This is a genomic window from Dyadobacter sp. BHUBP1, from assembly GCF_050587785.1.
In the GTDB taxonomy this organism is placed as follows: Bacteria; Bacteroidota; Bacteroidia; order Cytophagales; family Spirosomataceae; genus Dyadobacter.
In genome coordinates, this window is sequence record NZ_JBOBIH010000001.1 from 914,356 (window position 1) to 933,453 (window position 19,098).

16 protein-coding genes are annotated in these 19,098 nt (G+C 49.7%); all 16 read left to right on the top strand.

Annotated elements, in window-relative coordinates:
- The first annotated feature begins 85 nt into the window (after nt 1-85).
- The 16 genes from ACQ4MZ_RS03875 to ACQ4MZ_RS03950 all read left to right on the top strand — a co-directional run bounded on the left by ACQ4MZ_RS03875 (nt 86) and on the right by ACQ4MZ_RS03950 (nt 19,089).
- Nucleotides 86-2,656, top strand: a complete 2,571-nt coding sequence (locus ACQ4MZ_RS03875; RefSeq protein WP_430843132.1) for a DUF5686 family protein — start codon at nt 86-88, stop codon at nt 2,654-2,656.
- A gap of 27 nt (nt 2,657-2,683) precedes the next feature.
- The gene (locus ACQ4MZ_RS03880) at nt 2,684-3,397 is read left to right on the top strand and encodes a nucleotidyltransferase family protein (protein ID WP_430843134.1); all 714 of its coding nucleotides are present in this window, start codon (nt 2,684-2,686) and stop codon (nt 3,395-3,397) included.
- A gap of 79 nt (nt 3,398-3,476) precedes the next feature.
- Nucleotides 3,477-4,346, top strand: coding sequence for a hypothetical protein (locus ACQ4MZ_RS03885; protein WP_430843136.1), 870 nt, complete (start codon nt 3,477-3,479; stop codon nt 4,344-4,346).
- Nucleotides 4,346-5,305: a CDP-alcohol phosphatidyltransferase family protein gene (locus ACQ4MZ_RS03890; protein WP_430843138.1), complete on the top strand. Its 960-nt coding sequence runs from the start codon at nt 4,346-4,348 to the stop codon at nt 5,303-5,305. The genes ACQ4MZ_RS03885 and ACQ4MZ_RS03890 overlap by 1 nt, the downstream gene beginning before the upstream one ends.
- Before the next feature lie 22 nt (nt 5,306-5,327).
- Nucleotides 5,328-6,335, top strand: coding sequence for a lysylphosphatidylglycerol synthase transmembrane domain-containing protein (locus ACQ4MZ_RS03895; RefSeq protein WP_430843140.1), 1,008 nt, complete (start codon nt 5,328-5,330; stop codon nt 6,333-6,335).
- Between the two features lie 222 nt (nt 6,336-6,557).
- Nucleotides 6,558-7,265 carry an HAD family hydrolase gene (locus ACQ4MZ_RS03900; protein ID WP_430843142.1) on the top strand — a complete coding sequence of 236 codons (708 nt, stop codon included), beginning with the start codon at nt 6,558-6,560 and terminating at the stop codon, nt 7,263-7,265.
- A gap of 49 nt (nt 7,266-7,314) precedes the next feature.
- Nucleotides 7,315-8,220: a PfkB family carbohydrate kinase gene (locus tag ACQ4MZ_RS03905; RefSeq protein WP_430843144.1), complete on the top strand. Its 906-nt coding sequence runs from the start codon at nt 7,315-7,317 to the stop codon at nt 8,218-8,220.
- Nucleotides 8,221-8,241: 21 nt separating this feature from the next.
- Nucleotides 8,242-8,811, top strand: a complete 570-nt coding sequence (locus ACQ4MZ_RS03910) for a DUF4833 domain-containing protein (protein ID WP_430843146.1) — start codon at nt 8,242-8,244, stop codon at nt 8,809-8,811.
- Nucleotide 8,812: 1 nt separating this feature from the next.
- Nucleotides 8,813-9,451, top strand: a complete 639-nt coding sequence (locus tag ACQ4MZ_RS03915; RefSeq protein ID WP_430843148.1) for a sterol desaturase family protein — start codon at nt 8,813-8,815, stop codon at nt 9,449-9,451.
- A 15-nt stretch (nt 9,452-9,466) separates the two neighbouring features.
- Nucleotides 9,467-10,216 (top strand): carboxy-S-adenosyl-L-methionine synthase CmoA, encoded by a 750-nt coding sequence (cmoA, locus tag ACQ4MZ_RS03920; RefSeq protein WP_430843150.1) that lies wholly within the window; start codon nt 9,467-9,469, stop codon nt 10,214-10,216.
- A complete protein-coding gene (locus ACQ4MZ_RS03925; RefSeq protein ID WP_430843152.1) occupies nt 10,213-10,941 on the top strand; it encodes a methyltransferase family protein in 729 nt (242 codons plus the stop codon). Before cmoA ends, ACQ4MZ_RS03925 begins: the two co-directional genes overlap by 4 nt.
- 125 nt (nt 10,942-11,066) lie before the next feature.
- Complete coding sequence (locus ACQ4MZ_RS03930; RefSeq protein ID WP_430843154.1) at nt 11,067-12,344, top strand: NAD(P)/FAD-dependent oxidoreductase; 1,278 nt, start codon at nt 11,067-11,069, stop codon at nt 12,342-12,344.
- Between the two features lie 105 nt (nt 12,345-12,449).
- Nucleotides 12,450-14,846, top strand: a complete 2,397-nt coding sequence (locus ACQ4MZ_RS03935) for a GAF domain-containing protein (protein ID WP_430843156.1) — start codon at nt 12,450-12,452, stop codon at nt 14,844-14,846.
- A 24-nt stretch (nt 14,847-14,870) separates the two neighbouring features.
- Complete coding sequence (locus ACQ4MZ_RS03940) at nt 14,871-16,178, top strand: Pycsar system effector family protein (protein ID WP_430843158.1); 1,308 nt, start codon at nt 14,871-14,873, stop codon at nt 16,176-16,178.
- 11 nt (nt 16,179-16,189) lie between these two features.
- The gene (ppk1, locus tag ACQ4MZ_RS03945) at nt 16,190-18,226 is read left to right on the top strand and encodes a polyphosphate kinase 1 (RefSeq protein ID WP_430843160.1); all 2,037 of its coding nucleotides are present in this window, start codon (nt 16,190-16,192) and stop codon (nt 18,224-18,226) included.
- Nucleotides 18,226-19,089 (top strand): SdiA-regulated domain-containing protein, encoded by an 864-nt coding sequence (locus ACQ4MZ_RS03950; protein WP_430843162.1) that lies wholly within the window; start codon nt 18,226-18,228, stop codon nt 19,087-19,089. Before ppk1 ends, ACQ4MZ_RS03950 begins: the two co-directional genes overlap by 1 nt.
- Nucleotides 19,090-19,098 lie beyond the last annotated feature (9 nt).

Consider the following 19,098-nt stretch of genomic DNA (forward strand, 5'->3'; position numbering starts at 1 on the left):
GCCGGCAAATCTGCCGGTGTGCATGCAGCGTACATGATTCTGAAACAAGCAGAGGGCAGCCAAAACACGTGACGAACGTTCCAACATGAAAGCAATCAGCAAGTCGATATGGATACAAGTACTCGTGGCGATCAACATTTTGCTGATCGGCGCGGGAGTAGCCATAGCGCAGAATACCACCACGATAAAAGGTACCGTTACCGACGCAAAGACAGGCGAGACCCTGCCATACGTGTCGATCCTGATCCCGGGAACAACCATGGGGACCGCCTCCGACGCTGATGGCCGTTACGCGATGACATTGCGTGAAGACCATTCGACGATCAAATTCACTTATGTAGGTTATATGGCCGTTGAAAAGCCGATCAAACCGGGTGTGAGCCAGGTGATCGATGTGAAAATGGCTGTGGACGCCTCGATGCTGAAAGAGGTGACCGTTAAAACCAAAGCCCGTTACCGGAACAAGGACAATCCGGCGGTGCAGCTCATCCGCGAGGTAATCGCGCACAAGGATGAGAACAAACCGACGAGCAACAATTTTCTGGAATACGAACAGTATGAAAAGATTTCGCTTGCATTGAGCAACTTGTCCGACGATTTCAAGGACAAACGCATCTTCCGGAATTATCAGTTTTTGTTTAAAAGCCAGGATTCCACGGCTATGGGAGGCAAGAATATGCTCCCGGCCTACATTCAGGAAAAGCTTTCGAAAATTTATTTCCGCAAGAGCCCCTACAACAAGAAACAATACGTGCTGGCGAACCGCCGGGCCGAATTCGACGCGAAGTTTGTGGATAACGACGGTTTGAGCGCCTATTTCAATCGTTTGTATGAAGATATCAACATTTACGACAACGATATCTCTATCGCCACCAACCTGCTGCTGAGCCCGATCGCGAACTCCGCACCGACATTCTATAAATTCTTTATCCGCGATACCATTAAAACCGCCGATCCGCAGCTGATCGAGCTGGGCTTTGTGCCGCGGAACAAGACGGATATGCTTTTCGAAGGGAAGCTGTACATTACCCTCGATGGCAAATATGGTGTGCAGAATGCCTATTTGACCGTTAACAAGGATATTAACCTCAACTTCATGCGCGACCTCGAAGCGCGCCTGGAATTCGAGAAAGGAACCGACGGGCGATACTTTATGAACAAATCGACGCTCGCCATGGAATTTGCATTAGGTGAGAAGAACGGTGGATTGTATGGCCAACGCACGGTCAATTTCAAGGACTACACAATTAACCAGGCTCGTCCTGACAGCATTTACCGCGGGCCGGGCGAGGAAATCGTGTACGATCCAGAGGTCAAAACCACCGAGTCGTTCTGGGCCAGCAAACGGCATATTCCGCTGGAGCGTACGGAGCTGGATATTTATAAAAATATCGATACCCTGCAAACCATCCCTTCATTCAAACGGACTATGGACATTGCGACGCTGTTCCTCTCGGGTTACAAGTCGTTTGGTGCAGTAGAAGTGGGCCCGGTGAATACCTTTTACAGCTTCAACCCCGTGGAAGGTTTTCGCCTCCGCTTCGGTGGCCGTACGACGACGGACATGAGCAAGCGGGTGTATTTCGAGACTTACGCGGCTTATGGTTTTAAGGACCGTAAATGGAAGTACTTTTTGAGTGGTACCTATTCATTCAATAACAAATCGGTATACCACTTCCCGCTGCATTACCTCCGGGCGAGTTTCCAGCGCGATACCAAGATCCCGGGGCAGGAGTTGCAGTTTGTGCAGGAGGATAACTTTCTGTTGTCGTTCAAACGCGGGGATAATAACCGGTGGTTGTACAACGATATTTACAAACTGGAATACGTACGCGAGTTCGAGAGCCGCTTTTCCTATAAAATTGGTTTTACCCAATGGAAGCAGACTCCGGCGGGCGTGCTGCGCTACGAGCACCTGAACGAGGGCGGGGAACTTGAAAACGCCATGTCGCTGAACAACACGGAAGCGAATGTGGAATTCCGTTACGCGCCGCACGAGCAATATTATCAAGGCAAGTTGTACCGCACGCCGATCATCAACAAATACCCGATCTTCACATTGCGCTACAATGCGGGTTTGAAAGGGGTTTTTGAAGGAGAAAACAACTATCACAATGTGGCATTGAACATTCAGAAGCGGTTCTATCTGTCACAGTTCGGTTTCGCGGATATTACGGCGGAAGGCGGTTATATTTTTGGTAAACAAATCCAGTTCCCGCTGCTGACGATTCACCGAGCCAACCAGACTTACGCTTACCAGTTGAATTCATACAACCTGATGAACTTCCTGGAATTCGCGAGTGACCATTATGCGAGCCTGGATGTGCAATATTACCTGAACGGCTTTCTGTTTAACAAAATACCATTGCTGAAAAGGCTGAAACTCCGCGAGGTGGTGAGCTTTAAAGGCTTAGTGGGCGGATTGCGGGACGAGAACAACCCGGCATTAAATCCGTCGCTGTTCCGCTTTGCGACTGATGATCAGGGCCGGCCTATCACTTATACATTGGCACGCGAGCCTTATATCGAGGGTAGTGTGGGTATTGCCAACATTTTCAAGCTGCTGCGCGTAGACCTGGTAAAACGGTTCACTTACCTCGACAATCCGAATGTGTCGGAATGGGGTATCCGGGCGCGGTTCAGGCTTGATTTTTAGGGCATTGATTTTAAAAGGGATATTAACATGAATTACGCAATCATAGCGGCAGGAGAAGGATCACGGTTAGCGAAGGAAGGTTTTACGCTTCCGAAACCAATGGTGAGCCTGCACGGCGAAATGCTAATCGACCGATTAATCGGGATTTTTATGCGGAATAATGCAGAGAAAATTCTCGTGATCATCAACGAGGAGTCGCCGCTGCTCGAAATGCATTTGATGGGGCTGAGCGATAATCTGCCTATTCAAATTGTCAAGAAGACCACACCGAGTTCGCTGCATAGTGTGTACGAGTTGTTCAAAAGCGAGCCGGAGCTGAGCGAAGTTTGCTTGACTACCACTGACACCGTTTTTCGCGAAGAAGAGTTCAGTGCATTCATTACCGAGTTTGCCGACAGTAAGGATTTGGAAGGCCAAATGGCGGTAACGGCATTCATTGACGACGAAAGTCCTCTCTACGTGGCCGTTGACGACGACGACCGCATTACCGCATTTACCGATGATAATAGTACCGATACCTCGTTTGTCTCAGGCGGGATTTATTGTCTCAGAAGGAAAGCGATCGACACCGTGAATGTGGCCGTGGAAAATGGGGTGAGCCGAATGCGGAATTACCAGCGGCAGCTTGTGGCGGATGGCTTGCATTTGAAGGCATACCCGTTCACCAAAATCGTGGACGTTGACCACGTGAGCGACATTCAGACGGCCGAGCTGTTTTTGAGCGGTGAGGTGGTCTTTTAATCTAAAATATTGACACACACTTTATTGACACCAATTTATTACTAACAGACCGGGGCGTTTTGCCGGTCGACACCATTAGATGAACGAATTAGAAATTCTGGGCGTGCACCGTAACAAGAAGTTTTCGCCCAACCATATCGGGAACGACGATGCGATTTTCTCCCAAACGGCCAAGGAGTTGGAAAAATTGGGATGCCGCATTACCATCTGTTGTGAAGATGAGTTCCTGGCGATGGAAACAGTGAATTATAGTAAGATTTTCACTATGGCACGCCAAAAGCAGGTCGTGGCCAAGTTACAGGAGCTGGAAAGAAACGGTACGCAGGTTTTGAACTCCGCATTTGGCATTGAAAACTGCTTCCGTACCAACCTGACCAATGCATTGAACAACGCCAATATCCCGGTTGCGGATAGCTACATCGTACCGACCGACTACCAGGGAGACGAGGTTTTTGATCAGATCAAAGGAAAAGGTTACTGGATCAAAAGGGGCGATTTCCACGCCATCCATAAGGAAGATGTGTCGTTTGCCGCATCGCGCGAGGAAGCCAAGGAAATTTTGAGGGAATACGCATTGCGCGAAATTCCCGACGCGGTGATTTCCCAGCATTTGGTGGGCGATCTGGTGAAGTTTTACGGGGTCAGGGGCACGGATTTCTTTTTCTGGTTCTACCCGTACGACGCCAACCACCACAAATACGCGGAATATCAGCAGATCAACGGTAATTCGGTGTATTACCCGTTCAGTGCCGAAGGGTTGCAGAACACGGCCAATGAAGCGGCAGGGGTAGTGGGGATTGATATTTACGGGGGCGATGCCATTATAGGAAAGGACGGCGACTACCGTATCATCGATCTGAACGACTGGCCGAGTTTCGCACCCTGCCGTGACCAGGCTGCCGGGCACATTGCCGGCCGGCTTTACCAAAGATTTTTGAATAACAATTAATGGAGACAACGACTACACCCCGCCCAATTGCAGAAGAACCCGAAAAAACCTCGGCATTCGAAAACTCGTTGAAATCGAATGATACCGAGGAAAAGATCGATATCTGGTTTTACCGGCCTATCGGCTATCAAATCGCATTGTTTTGCGCGAAGGTAGGCCTGCGACCCAACCCGGTGACGATCATCAGCATTTTCTTCGGTGTGGCTGCGGGGATATTGTTCTATCCGCAGCAATTGTGGATCAACGTGATCGGGATGCTGTCGCTCATGTTCGCCAACTCGCTCGACAGTGCCGACGGTCAGCTCGCGCGCATGACGAACGACAAGAGCCGCTTCGGCCGCATTCTCGATGGCGTGGCCGGTGATTTCTGGTTTATCGCCATTCACATCGCGATCTGTTTGCGGAGCATGGAAGAGGGCTGGAGCGCGTGGATTTGGGTACCGGGCGTGGTGGCCGGCGTGTCGCATATGATCCAGTCGGCCATGGCGGATTACTACCGTAACGTGCATTTGTTTTTCATCAAAGGCACCAACGGCAGCGAGCTCGACAACAGCCGCGATTTGCAGAAGGAATATGATGAAATGAGCTGGACGCGACAATTCGGTATGAAAATCGTGGCGAGGCTGTATTTGAATTATACTAAAGAACAGGAATTCTTTTCGCCGAAGCTGCAAAAACTGCTGGCGGTGGTGAAGCAGAAATACCAGAATGGCCTGCCTGCGAAACTCATTACCGATTTCCGTGCGCAGAACAAGCCATTGATGAAATATACCAATATCGTCCAGTTCAATACGCGGGTGATATTCTTGTTCCTCTGGCTGTTTCTCGATCAGTCATGGATCTATTTCTTTTTCGACATTTTCGTACTGAACCCGATCCTGATTTACATGATCGTGAAGCAGGAGCAGGTGAGCAATCATTTTTACAAGGAGATAACCACAGGCAAATACAATGGGTAGCAAGGTGTATAAAGCCCTTTTCATGGCAATCGGTATTTTCTCGCTGGGCTATATGATCTATGGCACCGGGTTGCTCGTGATTTGGGAAAACATCAACAGGACGGGCATCTGGTTCCTGCCGGTGATCGGCAGTTGGCTGGTGATCTACATCCTGAATGCCCTCGCATTCCGCGCGATCATCCGTGAGCCGCAACTGCCGGAAACGAATATGTCGTTCTGGTCGGTGCTGCGGCTGACGATTTCAGGCTATGCGATTAACTACATTACCCCGTTCGTCGCATTAGGCGGCGAGCCTTACCGCATAATGGAGCTGAAACCGACGCTCGGTATCCAGAAAGCAACTTCATCGGTGCTGCTATACAGCCTGATGCACATGTTTTCGCACGTGCTGTTTTGGCTGGCGTCCATTGTGCTGATCGTGGCTGTAGTTCCATTGAGCGATGCTATGCTGGCCGGTTGCGGGATATTGCTGGTAGTAGGGCTGGTGCTGGGATATTGGTTTATTAATGTATATAAAAAAGGTTTCACGGTAAGCACGTTCCGTTTGCTGGAAAAAGTGCCTTTTATCAAAAACAAAGCACGCGAGTTCGCTGCCAAAAATGCGGAAACGCTTTATGAAGTAGACGAGCAGATCCGCGTCCTGTACTCCGACCGCCGGAACGCATTTTACGCCTCATTGTTTTATGAATTTGCAGGAAGGGTAGTCGGCTGTCTGGAAATCTATTTCACGGCCCACGCCATCGGAATGGAAATGAGCCTGGCACAGTCGCTGATCGTGAGCTCCGGCTCATCGTTGTTCGCGAATTTGATTTTCTTTTTTCCGATGCAGCTCGGCACCCGTGAAGGTGGATTGGCATTGGCATTAGGAAGTGTGGGATTGCCTGCCGCGCAGGGGATTTTTATAGGGGTTGTTTTGAGGATTAGGGAGATAGTCTGGATTATCATCGGATTAGCCCTCATTAATAGAAAAACTAAAAAGGGCAGGCTGGACAGCCCAGAACTTGAACCAGTGCCCATTAGCTCTAATTAATCTCTGGATCCCCGGGCTAAAGACCGGGGCAATGGGACTGGCTTTTGGGATTGTAATGCACAGATGAATCTATTGCAGTTGTCTTTAGACAACTGCCCAGAAGCAAGCTATAAGCAAAAAAGCTGGTGTCATCAGCAAAGCTTGCAGATAGATTTTGAATAAGAATTGATATAAAATCTAATAACCGGGGATTTCAAATCCCAGGAGACTGGAAACTAAAGTATGATTAAAGGAATTTTATTTGACTACGGCGGTACGATCGATACGAACGGCTTGCATTGGGCCAATGTTTTGTGGGATGCTTACCAAAGTAGTCATGTAAAGGTTGACAAAGAAGCATTTGCGAGTGCATACAAGTTTGGTGAGAGGGCATTGGCTATCCATCCGGTCATCCAGCCGCATCATGTGTTTTATGATGTGCTGTTTCTTAAAGTAGAGCAGCAGTTTGGCTATCTGAAAGAAAACGGATACGAGCTGGACTGCCAGGCCATCGAAGCCATCGCCCGCGATTGTGACCGCGTCGCACGCACTAGTGTTGAAAAGGCAGCGCCTGTTCTTGAAAAACTGGCCGCCGAATACCCCCTCGTGATGGTTTCCAATTTTTACGGCAACCTGAATAGCGTTTTAAAGGAATTTGGTATTGCGCATTATTTCCAGTCTGTCGTGGAGTCGGCAGTGGTCGGCGTCCGGAAGCCCGATCCTGCGATATGGCAGCTGGGCGTAGAGGCGCAGGGCTTTCCTCCGCAGGAATGCGTAGCGGTAGGCGATTCGTATTCCAAAGACATTCTGCCTGCAAAGGCGACCGGCGCGAAGGCGATCTGGCTGAATGTGGCGGGATTCGAAGAAGATGCCGAGGCACAGGTATCGGTAGCCGATGCCGAAATTACAGATTTTGCCCAGGTGGCCGACACCATAGAGAGCCTGGGCTAGTTATCACCCATAACCCAAGCCTGAAGGCTTGGGTTGAGACACCAGTACCATGTACGATATATGTACCATCGGGCATATCACTTTGGATAAAGTAGTTACTGCCCAGTCTGTCAAGTATATGCCCGGGGGCACTTCGTTCTATTTTTCGAAGGCACTCCGGCAGTTCGATGTCCGCTATATGCTCGTAACGGCTTTGGCTGAAAAGGAAAGCCATATCGTCGCAGGCCTGCGAGAGGAGAACATCGAAGTATTTTCCCAGAACAGTCCCTACACCGTTTATTTCGAAAACATTTACAGCGCCAACCAGGACCACCGCGAGCAGAATGTACTGCACAAGGCCGCACCATTCACCGTGTCGCAAATGCCGGCGATCGAAGCAAAGTATTTCCACTTGGGACCGTTGCTTTCGGACGACATTACCGTGGATCTGATCAAAATGCTGGCTGCGAAAGGCAAGGTTTCGCTCGATATCCAGGGCTACCTGCGTTATGTGAAAGACCAGAAGGTTTTTTATACCGATTGGGAAGCTAAAAAGGAAGCGTTGCCCTATATCCATATTCTCAAATCCAATGAGTTTGAAATGGAAGTGGTCGCAGGCACGAGCGATGTGATCGAAGGTGCGAAATATCTCGCCAATCTGGGGGTAAAAGAAGTCATCATTACCCTGGGCAGCAAAGGGTCTTTGATTTACAAAGACAACCATTTTTACCAGATCCCTGCCTACAAACCGACCGACGTGGTAGACGCGACTGGCTGCGGCGACACCTACATGGCCGGCTACCTGAGCCAGCGTGTGAAAGGGGCGGGCGTACAGGAAGCCGGCGAATTCGGGGCGGCGATGGCGACATTGAAAATCCAGTCGTCGGGACCTTTTTCCGGAAATGCGGAAGATGTGCAGGAAGTGTTGCAATACGGCGAATGCGACCGTGAAATCATCGCACAAGCCATTTTTTGAATGTAGTTTTCGATTGAAGTCATGAAATACGTACTCAACATTCTGATGGCGCTCAGCCTGACGCTTGTTTCGTATGCAGGAGGATTACCAGACAAAAAAGCCGGTACAACGGCCACGGATCCGGACGAATTTCCGGTGCCGAACAACGTTCCCGGGTTACTTTTTTACATTCAGCGCGATCCGAATACGAATACAATCTGTTACCAGCTTAACGTCGACAAACAAGGGAAAATCAGCGAAAAGAACCCCGTTAATACGTTTTGGATACGTTATCCGGAAGGCGGGATGCGCAAGGAGCTCAATTATTTGCAGCGGAAATTTGCATACGGCATCAATTCAAAGGCGATCGGCAATGCGAGCTTCGAACTCCGTTCGGTAGCGTATTCGAAACTGCCGCTCTACCTGCGGAAGGACGCCCGGAACGAATACCATGTTTATACCAGCATCGATAAGAAGGAATGCATCCTGAGCAGGGTATTCATCCGGATCGACGGCGGTACTTTCTGGTCGCCGAATGTGCTCTATATCGAGCTCAAAGGCACCGAAATTGCCACCGGTAAAACCATTATTCAGCGAATAAAACCATCCTGACATGCCTAAAAACTATGTCTCCAACTCAACGGAATCCACCAGGATGTTTAAAAGCGACTTCCTGGAAGCTTTCTCAAAGGTACATTACTCAGTACCCCTTTTCATTTTTGTGCCGGTGATCAGCTACTTTTCCTGGAAAGCATTGGGGCCAGGGGAGATGCTTTGGTACAATTTTGTAGGGACCGTATTCGGCGGACTGTTCTTCTGGACTTTCACCGAATACTTTATGCACCGGTTCGTGTTTCATTTTACACCCCGCGGCAAGTTCATGGAGCGCATCCATTTCATTTTCCATGGTGTGCATCATGATTATCCCAATGACGCCAAAAGATTGGTAATGCCGCCTTCGGTGAGCATTCCGCTGGCGACGGGCTTCTACTTCCTGTTCACACTTTTTTTGAGTGAATATTACGTAGCGGCTTTCTATGCGGGGTTCATGGCCGGGTATCTTTTTTATGATATGAGCCATTATGCGTTGCATCATGCTAATTTCAAATCCGGGTTCTGGAAGAAATTAAAAAAGCATCACATGCAACATCATTATTCAGATGCAAGTAAAGGTTACGGTGTAAGTTCAGATATTTGGGACAGGGTTTTCGACTCCAACGAAAAGCGCACCCCAAAATCTAACTCGATCTAACCGTAACTTTAACTTATGAAGAACCTTGGAAATGAGAATTTAGACCAGGTCTTCAGAGATGAAATTACCAGGGTCTCCGATTTTAAATTCGGGACCACGGTGGTGAATGTCTTTGACGACATGGTGAGCAGGTCGGTACCCTATTACAACGAGATGCAGCGGATGCTCGCCGAGATCGCTGCCGACCATGTGAAAGAAGGAACATTGGTGTACGACCTGGGGTGTTCTACCGGCACGACGCTGATTGGTTTGGACCAACTCATTCCCTCCGACATCCGGTTTATTGGGATCGACGAGTCGCAGGAAATGCTTGACAAATGCGATGTTAAGCTGAAAGAAGCGGGTTTTGTAAGACCTTACGACCTCGTCGCGGGGGATTTGCACCAGCCACTTCCCATTTCCAATGGTTCTGTGGTGATACTTTGCCTTACGCTGCAATTTGTAAGGCCATTGTACCGCGAAAGACTTCTGAGAAATATTTACGAAGGATTGAACCCCGGTGGCGTGTTGCTGCTGGTGGAGAAAGTGCTCGCGGAGAGCAGCGTGTTCAATCGTGATTTTATTAAATACTATTACAACTATAAGCGGCGCAACCATTACAGCGAGCTCGAAATATCCCAGAAACGGGAGGCGCTCGAAAATGTGCTGATCCCTTACAAGTTGTCTGAAAACATGCTTCTGCTGAAAGAGGCCGGTTTCGCGGACTGCGAAATTTTCTTCAAGTGGTACAATTTTTCAGGAATGATAGCTTATAAAAAATCATGATCGCGATCGGTAATTTCTTTTTCAAGTACAGAAATAACCTGTTTATCATCCTGTACCTGCTGCTGTTTTTGCCCTCGCCGCCGATCTTTTCACGTGAGCAATTCGGCCCGGGCTATTACCTGTACCCGGTGATCCTCGGATTGCTGGTGACATTTTCGGGAGAGCTGATCCGGGGCATTACCATCGGCCTCGCGTACATTATCCGCGGGGGGCGCGATAAAAAGGTGTATGCCGAAACGCTGGTAACCGAAGGCATTTTCCGGCATTGTCGCAACCCGTTGTATGTGGGTAATATACTGATGCTGCTAGGTGTGGGTATTCTAGCCAATTCGCTGATATATGTCGGAATCGTAATGCCGCTGTTTTTGTTTATTTATCAGGCGATTGTGCTGGCGGAAGAGCACTTTCTGAGGAATAAATTCGGCGCGCAGTTTGATGTTTATTGCAGCCGGGTGAACCGCTGGCTGATTAATCCGGCCGGTATTTCGGAGACCTTCAAAGGCATGCGTTTCAATTACAAACGCTGGCTTTTAAAAGAGTACAATACATTGCTGGTGTGGCTGATAGGCATAGTGGCCATATTGATTTTCAAATACCCGGAAATCGTACCGGAACCGGATAGCAGGGTTGTCATTTTTGTTGCGATCGTGCTGATACTCGGGGCTTTGTATGGTTATGTAAGGTATTTGAAGAAATCCGGAAAGATGACCGACAGCATGGCCTGAAAAAAGGGAAATGGCGTTTTATATGGAACGCCGTTCGAAAGTACCACATTGGCACACTATTGGTTAAGCCTCCTGACCCTACCCTGAAGCATACATTTCATTAACCCCCTAATAAATTAAGCACCATGAATATTGTAATCGTAGGAGGAGGATTTGCCGGTGTCAACCTGGCGCTGGACCTTGCAAAGAGCGAAAAATTTGAGGTAACCCTGGTAGATAAGAACAACTACAACTTCTTTCCGCCGCTGATATACCAGGTCGCTACGGCCTTCCTGGAACCATCGAGCATCAGTTACCCGTTCCGAAAACTCTTTTCAGGAAAAGAAAACCTTCACTTCCGGTTGGGAGAGTTGCAGAGAGTGGTGCCGGGGGAGAACAAGATCATCCTGCATAATGGCGAACTGGCCTACGATATCCTGGTGTTCGCGACGGGCGCGGAAACGAATTTCTTCGGGATGGAGAATGTCAAGCGCAATGCGACGCCGATGAAAACGCTCGAAGATGCGATCAGTATGCGGAACAAGCTGCTGATGCAAATGGAGCAGGCGACGCTCAGTACCGACCCGGCCGAGATCAAAAAGCTGCTGACGGTCGTGATCGCAGGAGGCGGGCCTACCGGCGTGGAAATTTCCGGGATGTTTGCCGAAATGCGTAATGGTATTCTCCGCAAGGAGTATCCCGAGCTGGCCGGGAAAGGCAGCGAAATATACCTGGTCGACGGCAGTGAGGCCTTGCTTTCACCAATGAGCAAGGCGTCGCAGGAAGATACCTACCGGGACCTGAGCAAACTCGGCGTGAAAATCCGCCTCAATACCCACGTATCCGACTTTGTCGACGACAAGGTGTACTTCTCCGAAGGCGACAGTATCGAAGCCAAGACGCTCATCTGGGCGGCCGGGGTTACGGGCAGAATCTTCGAAGGCATTCCAGCAGAAGCTTACGGACGCGGGCGCAGGCTGCTCGTGGATGCGTACAACAAAGTGAACGGTACCTATAATATCTACGCGATCGGCGACTGCTGTCTGCAAACCACCGACGAGGGCTTCCCGAACGGGCACCCGCAGGTAGCGCAGGTGGCGATCCAGCAGGGCAAGAACCTGGCGCGCAACTTCGAACGGATCGCCGAACACCAGCCGCTGTACGCATTCAAGTATAATGACAAAGGTTCGATGGCCATTATCGGCCGTGCCAAAGCTGTGGTGGACCTGCCTTCGCCGAAAGTACATTTCAAAGGCATGATCGCGTGGCTGGCCTGGCTTTTCATACACCTCATATCGCTGATCAACCACCGTAATCGTATGAAAACGCTTTACAACTGGATGATCGCCTATTTTACCAAAGATCAGTCCCTGCGAATGATCATCAAGCCTTCGGTAACGCAGGAAAAGGTCGAATCGGTTTAATGGAACCGTAATTCAACGTTTATCGTTGGCAGTTTGACAAAAAACACTGAATTTTAGTAACCGAAAGCCATCAGAGCATTCATTCAGTGTGCAAAAAACCAAATAATGGAACCGATCACGATTGATGTAACTCAAAACACACCATACGGTCTCCAGAAACTTGACTCATCCATTTCTTTTCGGAGCTTTATCAGCTTTCTGGAAAGTAAAATCGATCAGGAAGAAACGGTCAAAAAGACATTTTTCTCGCTGGTTCTTGACAAACTGAAAGCCAACCCGGCGTTCAGCCAGGATATTCCGCTCTCGGAAGTCACCAACTATAAAGAAGAACTGAGTTTGATCTATGGCATGCTCATGCCACCTATCGCCAACGAAAAGGAAGTTTTCTGGGCGTTGAGTGCTCCCGTCAGCCCTATTGTTTTTTATGGCACGTCGGGTTTTTACAGCCTGCTTTTTCAGCAGGATGGCAACATACGGTGCGACCTCATCGAAGATCGCGGGGTCAACTACAAGCAGAAAATGCAGATGCTCTATTCCTTCATTCTGGAAAAGCTCTACCATTTTCCGCCGCTGCACCACCCGGATATGATCATCACTTTGAAGGACGACGATTCGGGCCTGCAGAAGTTTTACCGGGTGCATATCGACAACAGTTTTTGTGAAGTATATGCCAAAGGCAGCCTCCCCGAGCTCGACCTCGATACGCTGCGCTCGGATTTGCAGGAGAATTTCGATTTGAATGTATTTTCCACCCTATTGCCGCACAGCCTCTTCCATTTCGAGGGTTTCTCGGTGATTACGCTTAATGACGTTACCGCTGAGCACGCCGTCGAAAATATAAAGAATACCATCCTCGACCGCGCTTCGTACGACCCGAAAACCTATTTCAACTACGTGGCGGGCGCTTTGAAAATGTTGGTTGAAAATGCTGGTGTCGATTTCGGACTTATGGCCGTGCTGCGCGTGAACAACAAGCTTGTTTTTGACAGGGGCTCGATCCTGTTCAGTAAACTAATGAGCGCCGCTACCGAGAACGACATGGCCGAGCAGACGTACCTCGACATGGCTACCCAGTATTTCGAGGCGCCGAAAACGCTGCTGCTGCGTAACCTGGGTGCCGAAGACCCTAAAAAGCAGGACTTTATCCGCATTCTGCAAAACGATGGCGTGGAAGCTTACGCATTGCTGCCCGTTTACCACGATAACAAGGTCGTAGGTGTGCTGGAAGTGTATTCCAAAGAGCAGAAGTCGATCGATGAACGCCTGCTCGCGAAGCTGGATATTGCATTGCCGTGGATCGCGCAGATGATGACCAACTACATTGACGAGTTCAATGTGCAGATCGACAACGTGATCCGCGACAAGTTTACCTCCCTGCAACCCGCGGTACAATGGCGCTTCCGCGAAACCGCCTGGCATTACATCCGCGACAAGGCCCTGAATCCGCAGAATGCAGAAATAGAAAGCATCCAGTTCCGGAACGTGTACCCGCTCTACGGCGCGATCGACATCCGAAACTCCACGCTTGAAAGAAATGCAGCACTCAGGGAAGACCTCCGCCTTCAATTCAATGTATTGATAGAAACCTTTACTGTTCTTAAACAAAAACTCGGGTTCGGGCTGGCCGACGAGATGATTTTCAAATGCCGCAAATGGATTGCGGAAATCACCGACGAAAGCACTGACAACGATGAAATGAAGATCCGGGATTTTCTCGAAAACGAGGCGCACCCGTTCTTGCAGCATTTCAAAGAGGAAAGTCTGAAAATGTTCGGCTCCGGCGCCATGGACCCCGGCGAGCTGGTGCTGCGCAACCGCATCGACCAGTATTTTGAGATGATCGACGAGGACCACGGCGCCGCGTTTGCCAACCGCCGTGAACTGGAGGCGTCGATGCAGGCAATCAACTCGTCCGTCAACCTCTATCTCGATCTGTTCCGCAACGAAATCCAGGAATCCTACCCGTGCTATTTCGAGAAATTCCGGACGGACGGAATCGAGTACGACATTTACATTGGTCAGTCCATTGAACCGGAAAAGCGTTTCAGTGAACTTTACCTGAAAAATATCCGTCTGTGGCAACTGACGACCATGGCTGCCATTGCCCGCATTACGCATTCGCTGATCCCGCAATTGGAAAAGCCGCTCGAAACTACCCAGCTGATCTTCATCAACTCGGGCAGTATCGATATCAGCTTCCGGGACGACGAGCGGCGGTTCGATGTCGAAGGCGCCTACAATATCCGGTACCAGGTAATCAAGAAGCGGATCGACAAGGTGCATGTGAAAGGAACCGGCGAGCGGCTTACCCAGCCGGGCAAGATCGCGTTGGTATATTTCAACAGCAAATCGGCTGAAGAATATGTAGGCTATATCCGGTATTTGCAGGAAAAAAATACTTTATTGGATGACCTGGAATTCTTCGATCTCGAAGACTTGCAGGGTGTTACGGGTCTTAAAGCGCTCCGCGTGGGCGTGAACCTGGAATCGGACTGGAATTAACGAAGCATCATAACTGAACGTTCTATGAACTATAACCATCGGCTCGACAAGGTTAAGCATCACGTCCACCACTTTTTCGGTACCAAGGCGCTGGCACAGCTTAGCTACCATAATCTCGTTCACACGGAGTCGGTGGTAGGCAATGCCGTCAAGATCGCCAACCATTACCGGTTGGAGGATAAGGAGACTTTCATCGTCGTAACGGCCGCCTGGTTTCATGATACGGGGTACAGTACCGGCGAGGCCGCCGGGCATGAGAAACGAGGAGCTGCAATGGCGGCGGAGTTTCTCCGCTCTGAAGAGGTGGAGGAGGATGTGATCGCCGAAGTGGAGGGATGCATCCTGGCGACGGTATGGCCGCAAAAGCCGACCAATTTTCTGCAACAGATAGTTTGCGACGCCGATCTCTACCATTTGGGTACACCGGAGTTCGGGGATTGGAATAAGCTTGTGCGAAAAGAAGCCGAGCAGCGCCTCGGAAGGAAAATCGACAAAGCCGAATGGCGCAAAAGCACCATTAAACTGCTCGAAAACCACGAATATCAGACCGATTACTGTCGCGATCTTTTGGATAAACAAAAGAAAAAGAACCTCGAAAAGTTGAAGCAAAAGCTGCTGGAAGACGCATTGGAAGAGGCGGCTGTACAGGAATCGCAGCAGCGGGCCGCGTCGGCGACACCAGCGACCGAGCCACCGGCAACCAGTCCGGCTACATCGCCCGTTGCGGACCTTCCGGTGATCAAGCATCATAAGGAGACATTCATCCCTGAAATAGCCGAAGGCAAAAAGAAAAAGGATGACCGGCCGGACAAAGGCATCGAAACCATGTTCAGGATCAGTTCCAACAACCACCAGCGCCTGAGCGATATGGCTGATAACAAGGCGCATATTATGATCACCACCACGTCGATCATCATTTCGGTGCTTCTGAGCGTGCTCGTCCGTAAGCTCGAAGACAATGCATACCTCATTCTCCCGACGATGATGCTGCTCACGGTGTGTATGGTTACGATGGTGTTCTCGATCCTGTCCACACGCCCGACTATCCCGCGCGGCACGTTCACGCAAGAGGACATTGATGCGAAAAGTGTGAACTTGCTGTTTTTCGGAAACTTCTACCGGATGTCGTTCAATGAGTATTCCAAAGGCATGCAGACGATGATGAACGACCGGGATTTTCTTTACGGAAGCTTAACCAAGGACGTTTATTCCCAGGGAGTTGTACTCGGTCGAAAGTATCGCTTGCTGCGGGTGGCTTATAACGTATTCATGTTTGGTATAGTCATTTCCGTGGTCGCATTTGTGATCGCCTCCATTTTCTTCGAACACTGATCCGTCGCCTTATGGAAGCGTTCCGCTATTTCAATCGGGATATCAGCTGGCTTTCCTTCAACGAAAGGGTATTGATGGAGGCCGCGAACGAAACCGTCCCGCTCATGGAACGGATCCGGTTTTTATCGATCTATTCGTCCAACCTCGATGAATTTTACCGGGTACGGATGCCATACCTGCAAAAGAATTCGATGCAGGATGCTGCTAACAATGCCTTCCTGGAAGCCGAGGCGACAGTAAACCGGCAGCAGGATGAATTCGGCCGCATTCTCGGGAAATCGGTCATTCCGGCACTGGCACGGCTGGGGTTTCATTTTTTATATAAAGAACCCGTTTCCGAACAGATTGCCGCATTCGCACGCCACTATTTTTATACACAAATAGCGGGTTTTTTGCAGCCCGTTTATTTGAACGATAAGACTTCTTTTTTTCCAGAAAACAACCAGATTTACATCGTTGTAGTGCTGGAACTGCCTGGCAATAAGGAAAAAATAGCGCTGGTGAATATCCCGGTGCCGCAGCTCGACCGGTTTGTGAAAATTAAACAGCCCGACGGCGAATACATTATCTTCCTCGAAGACCTGATCCGGTGCAATCTGCCGATCCTGTTCCCGGAGGCGCTGGATATCAAAGCATTCAATATCAAAGTCACCCGCGATGCGGAGCTGGATTTGCTTGATGAAGACGGCGACGATACGGCAGAGCAGGTGGAGAAGCAATTGAGCAAACGCGATTTTGGCCTGGCCACGCGGTTGCTGTACGAGCCAGGTATGTCGTTGCGGCATTTGCAATACATTGTGAATGTGTTTGATCTGAAAAAAGCATCGCTTGTGGAAGGCGGGCGCTATCATAACCTGAAAGACCTGTCGGCGCTGCCTGTTGCTTCTCCGGCGATTTCGTACCCGGCCTGGCCGGCAGCGCAGCACCTGGAAGGGTTTGAAGAACCCGAAACCTTGTTCGAGGCATTGACCCGCCGTGATTTGATGGTTCATGCGCCTTACCAGACCTACGACACCATTCTCCGGTTTTTTAACGAAGCCGCTATCGACCGCTCGGTGCAGGAGATTTACACGACCATGTACCGTGTTGCATATGATTCCAAAATTGCGCACGCGCTCATTACCGCAGCCCATAACGGCAAGAAAGTAACGGTACTTGTCGAGCTGAAAGCGCGGTTCGATGAAGCGAACAATATCCGCTGGGCGAAGAAGATGAAATCGGCGGGCGTGAAGATCATCCACAGCGTCAATGCATTGAAAGTGCATGCGAAACTGGCATTGGTGAAGCGGAAACACGAGACGCATTCCCACCTCGGCTTGCTCGCGACGGGTAACCTTAACGAAGGTACAGCTCGTTTTTACACCGATCATATCCTGCTCACGGCGCATCCTGCTATGCTGGAAGAAACAGAGCTGCTGTTTGGTTTTTTAAGTAAAAAGAAGAAACCGGAGAAGATTGATGCCATGCGGTTCGAGCATTTACTCGTGGCGCAGTTCAATCTGCAAAACCGGTTCATCGAACTGATAGACAGAGAAATTGATAATGCTAAAAACGGCCTGCCAGCGGGCATTACCATCAAGCTGAACAACCTGGAAGAGGAAGTCCTGATCAATAAACTTTACGAAGCTTCGAATGCGGGCATTACTGTGGACCTGATCGTGCGGAGCATTTGCAGGCTCGTGCCGGGCGTTCCGGGACAGAGCGAAAACATCCGCATCAAGCGCATTGTTGACCGTTACCTCGAACATGGCCGTGTTTTCATTTTCCATAACAATGGGCAACCCGAGGTATTCATGGGCTCCGCGGACTGGATGAACCGTAACATTTACCGCAGGATAGAGGTCTGTTTCCCCATTTACCACGAAGATTTGAAAAAGCAGCTCATCGATATCCTCGCCCTGCAATGGGACGACACTGTACAAGCCGTGTGGATCGATGAAAAACTGCATAATGCGCCCGTTACGACGCTTCCTGGCGGCGTGCGCTCGCAGGAGGCAATTTACCAGTACCTGACACGTGCTGTCGAGAATCTTAAAAAGACATTCTGATGAAAAACTACGGACCGGCGTTGGCGACTATTGCATTGCTGGGCTTGCTGACAGTCGGCTGCAACTCAACGCAAAAGGAGACGGAAATTTTCCGGGAATATGATTTGAACAAACCCGAGAAGTTCAACTTGCCCGAAAGCCTTTTCGAGGTGTCGGGTATTGCGTTCGATAAGGGGCAAAGTGATACGATTTACGCGATCCAGGACGAGGACGGCAAGCTGTTCAGGCTTGCATGGGATGTGCCGAAGCAATTACATGCGAAATTTGGTAAAAAGGGTGATTATGAAGATGTATCGATCATCAACGACCGCGCCTATATCCTGAAAAGCAATGGTGCCATTTACACATTCCCGATGGCCGAGGCAGTCTATGAGGAGCCGGAAGGGGTGTCGGAGGTGAAAGGTATTTTACCCAAAGGTGAATATGAAGGAATGTACGGCGACGAAGGTACCGGCGAATTGTTTGTGATCTGTAAAAACTGCGCAGGCGACGACTCCAAGAACAGCGTTTCGGGGTATATCCTGAAAACCGGTCCGGATTCGGTAATAGCGGAGTCGGGCAAGTTTGCCATTAATGTCGATGAAATTAAGGCGATTACCGGCAAGGTATCGCGTGGTTTCAGGCCGTCGGGCATTGCCCGGAACCCCATTACCAAGGAATGGTACATTATTTCGGCGGTGAATAAACTGATGGTGGTGGCCGACCGGCAATGGCGGGTGAAGGACGCCCATCACCTGAACAGCAACATGTTCATCCAGCCGGAAGGCATTGCATTCGATAATGCGGGCAATCTTTATATTTCCAATGAGGGCGACGACCTTTTCAGCGGAAATGTGCTCAAATTCAGAAAATCGGGCCGGTAGGGCCTTTGC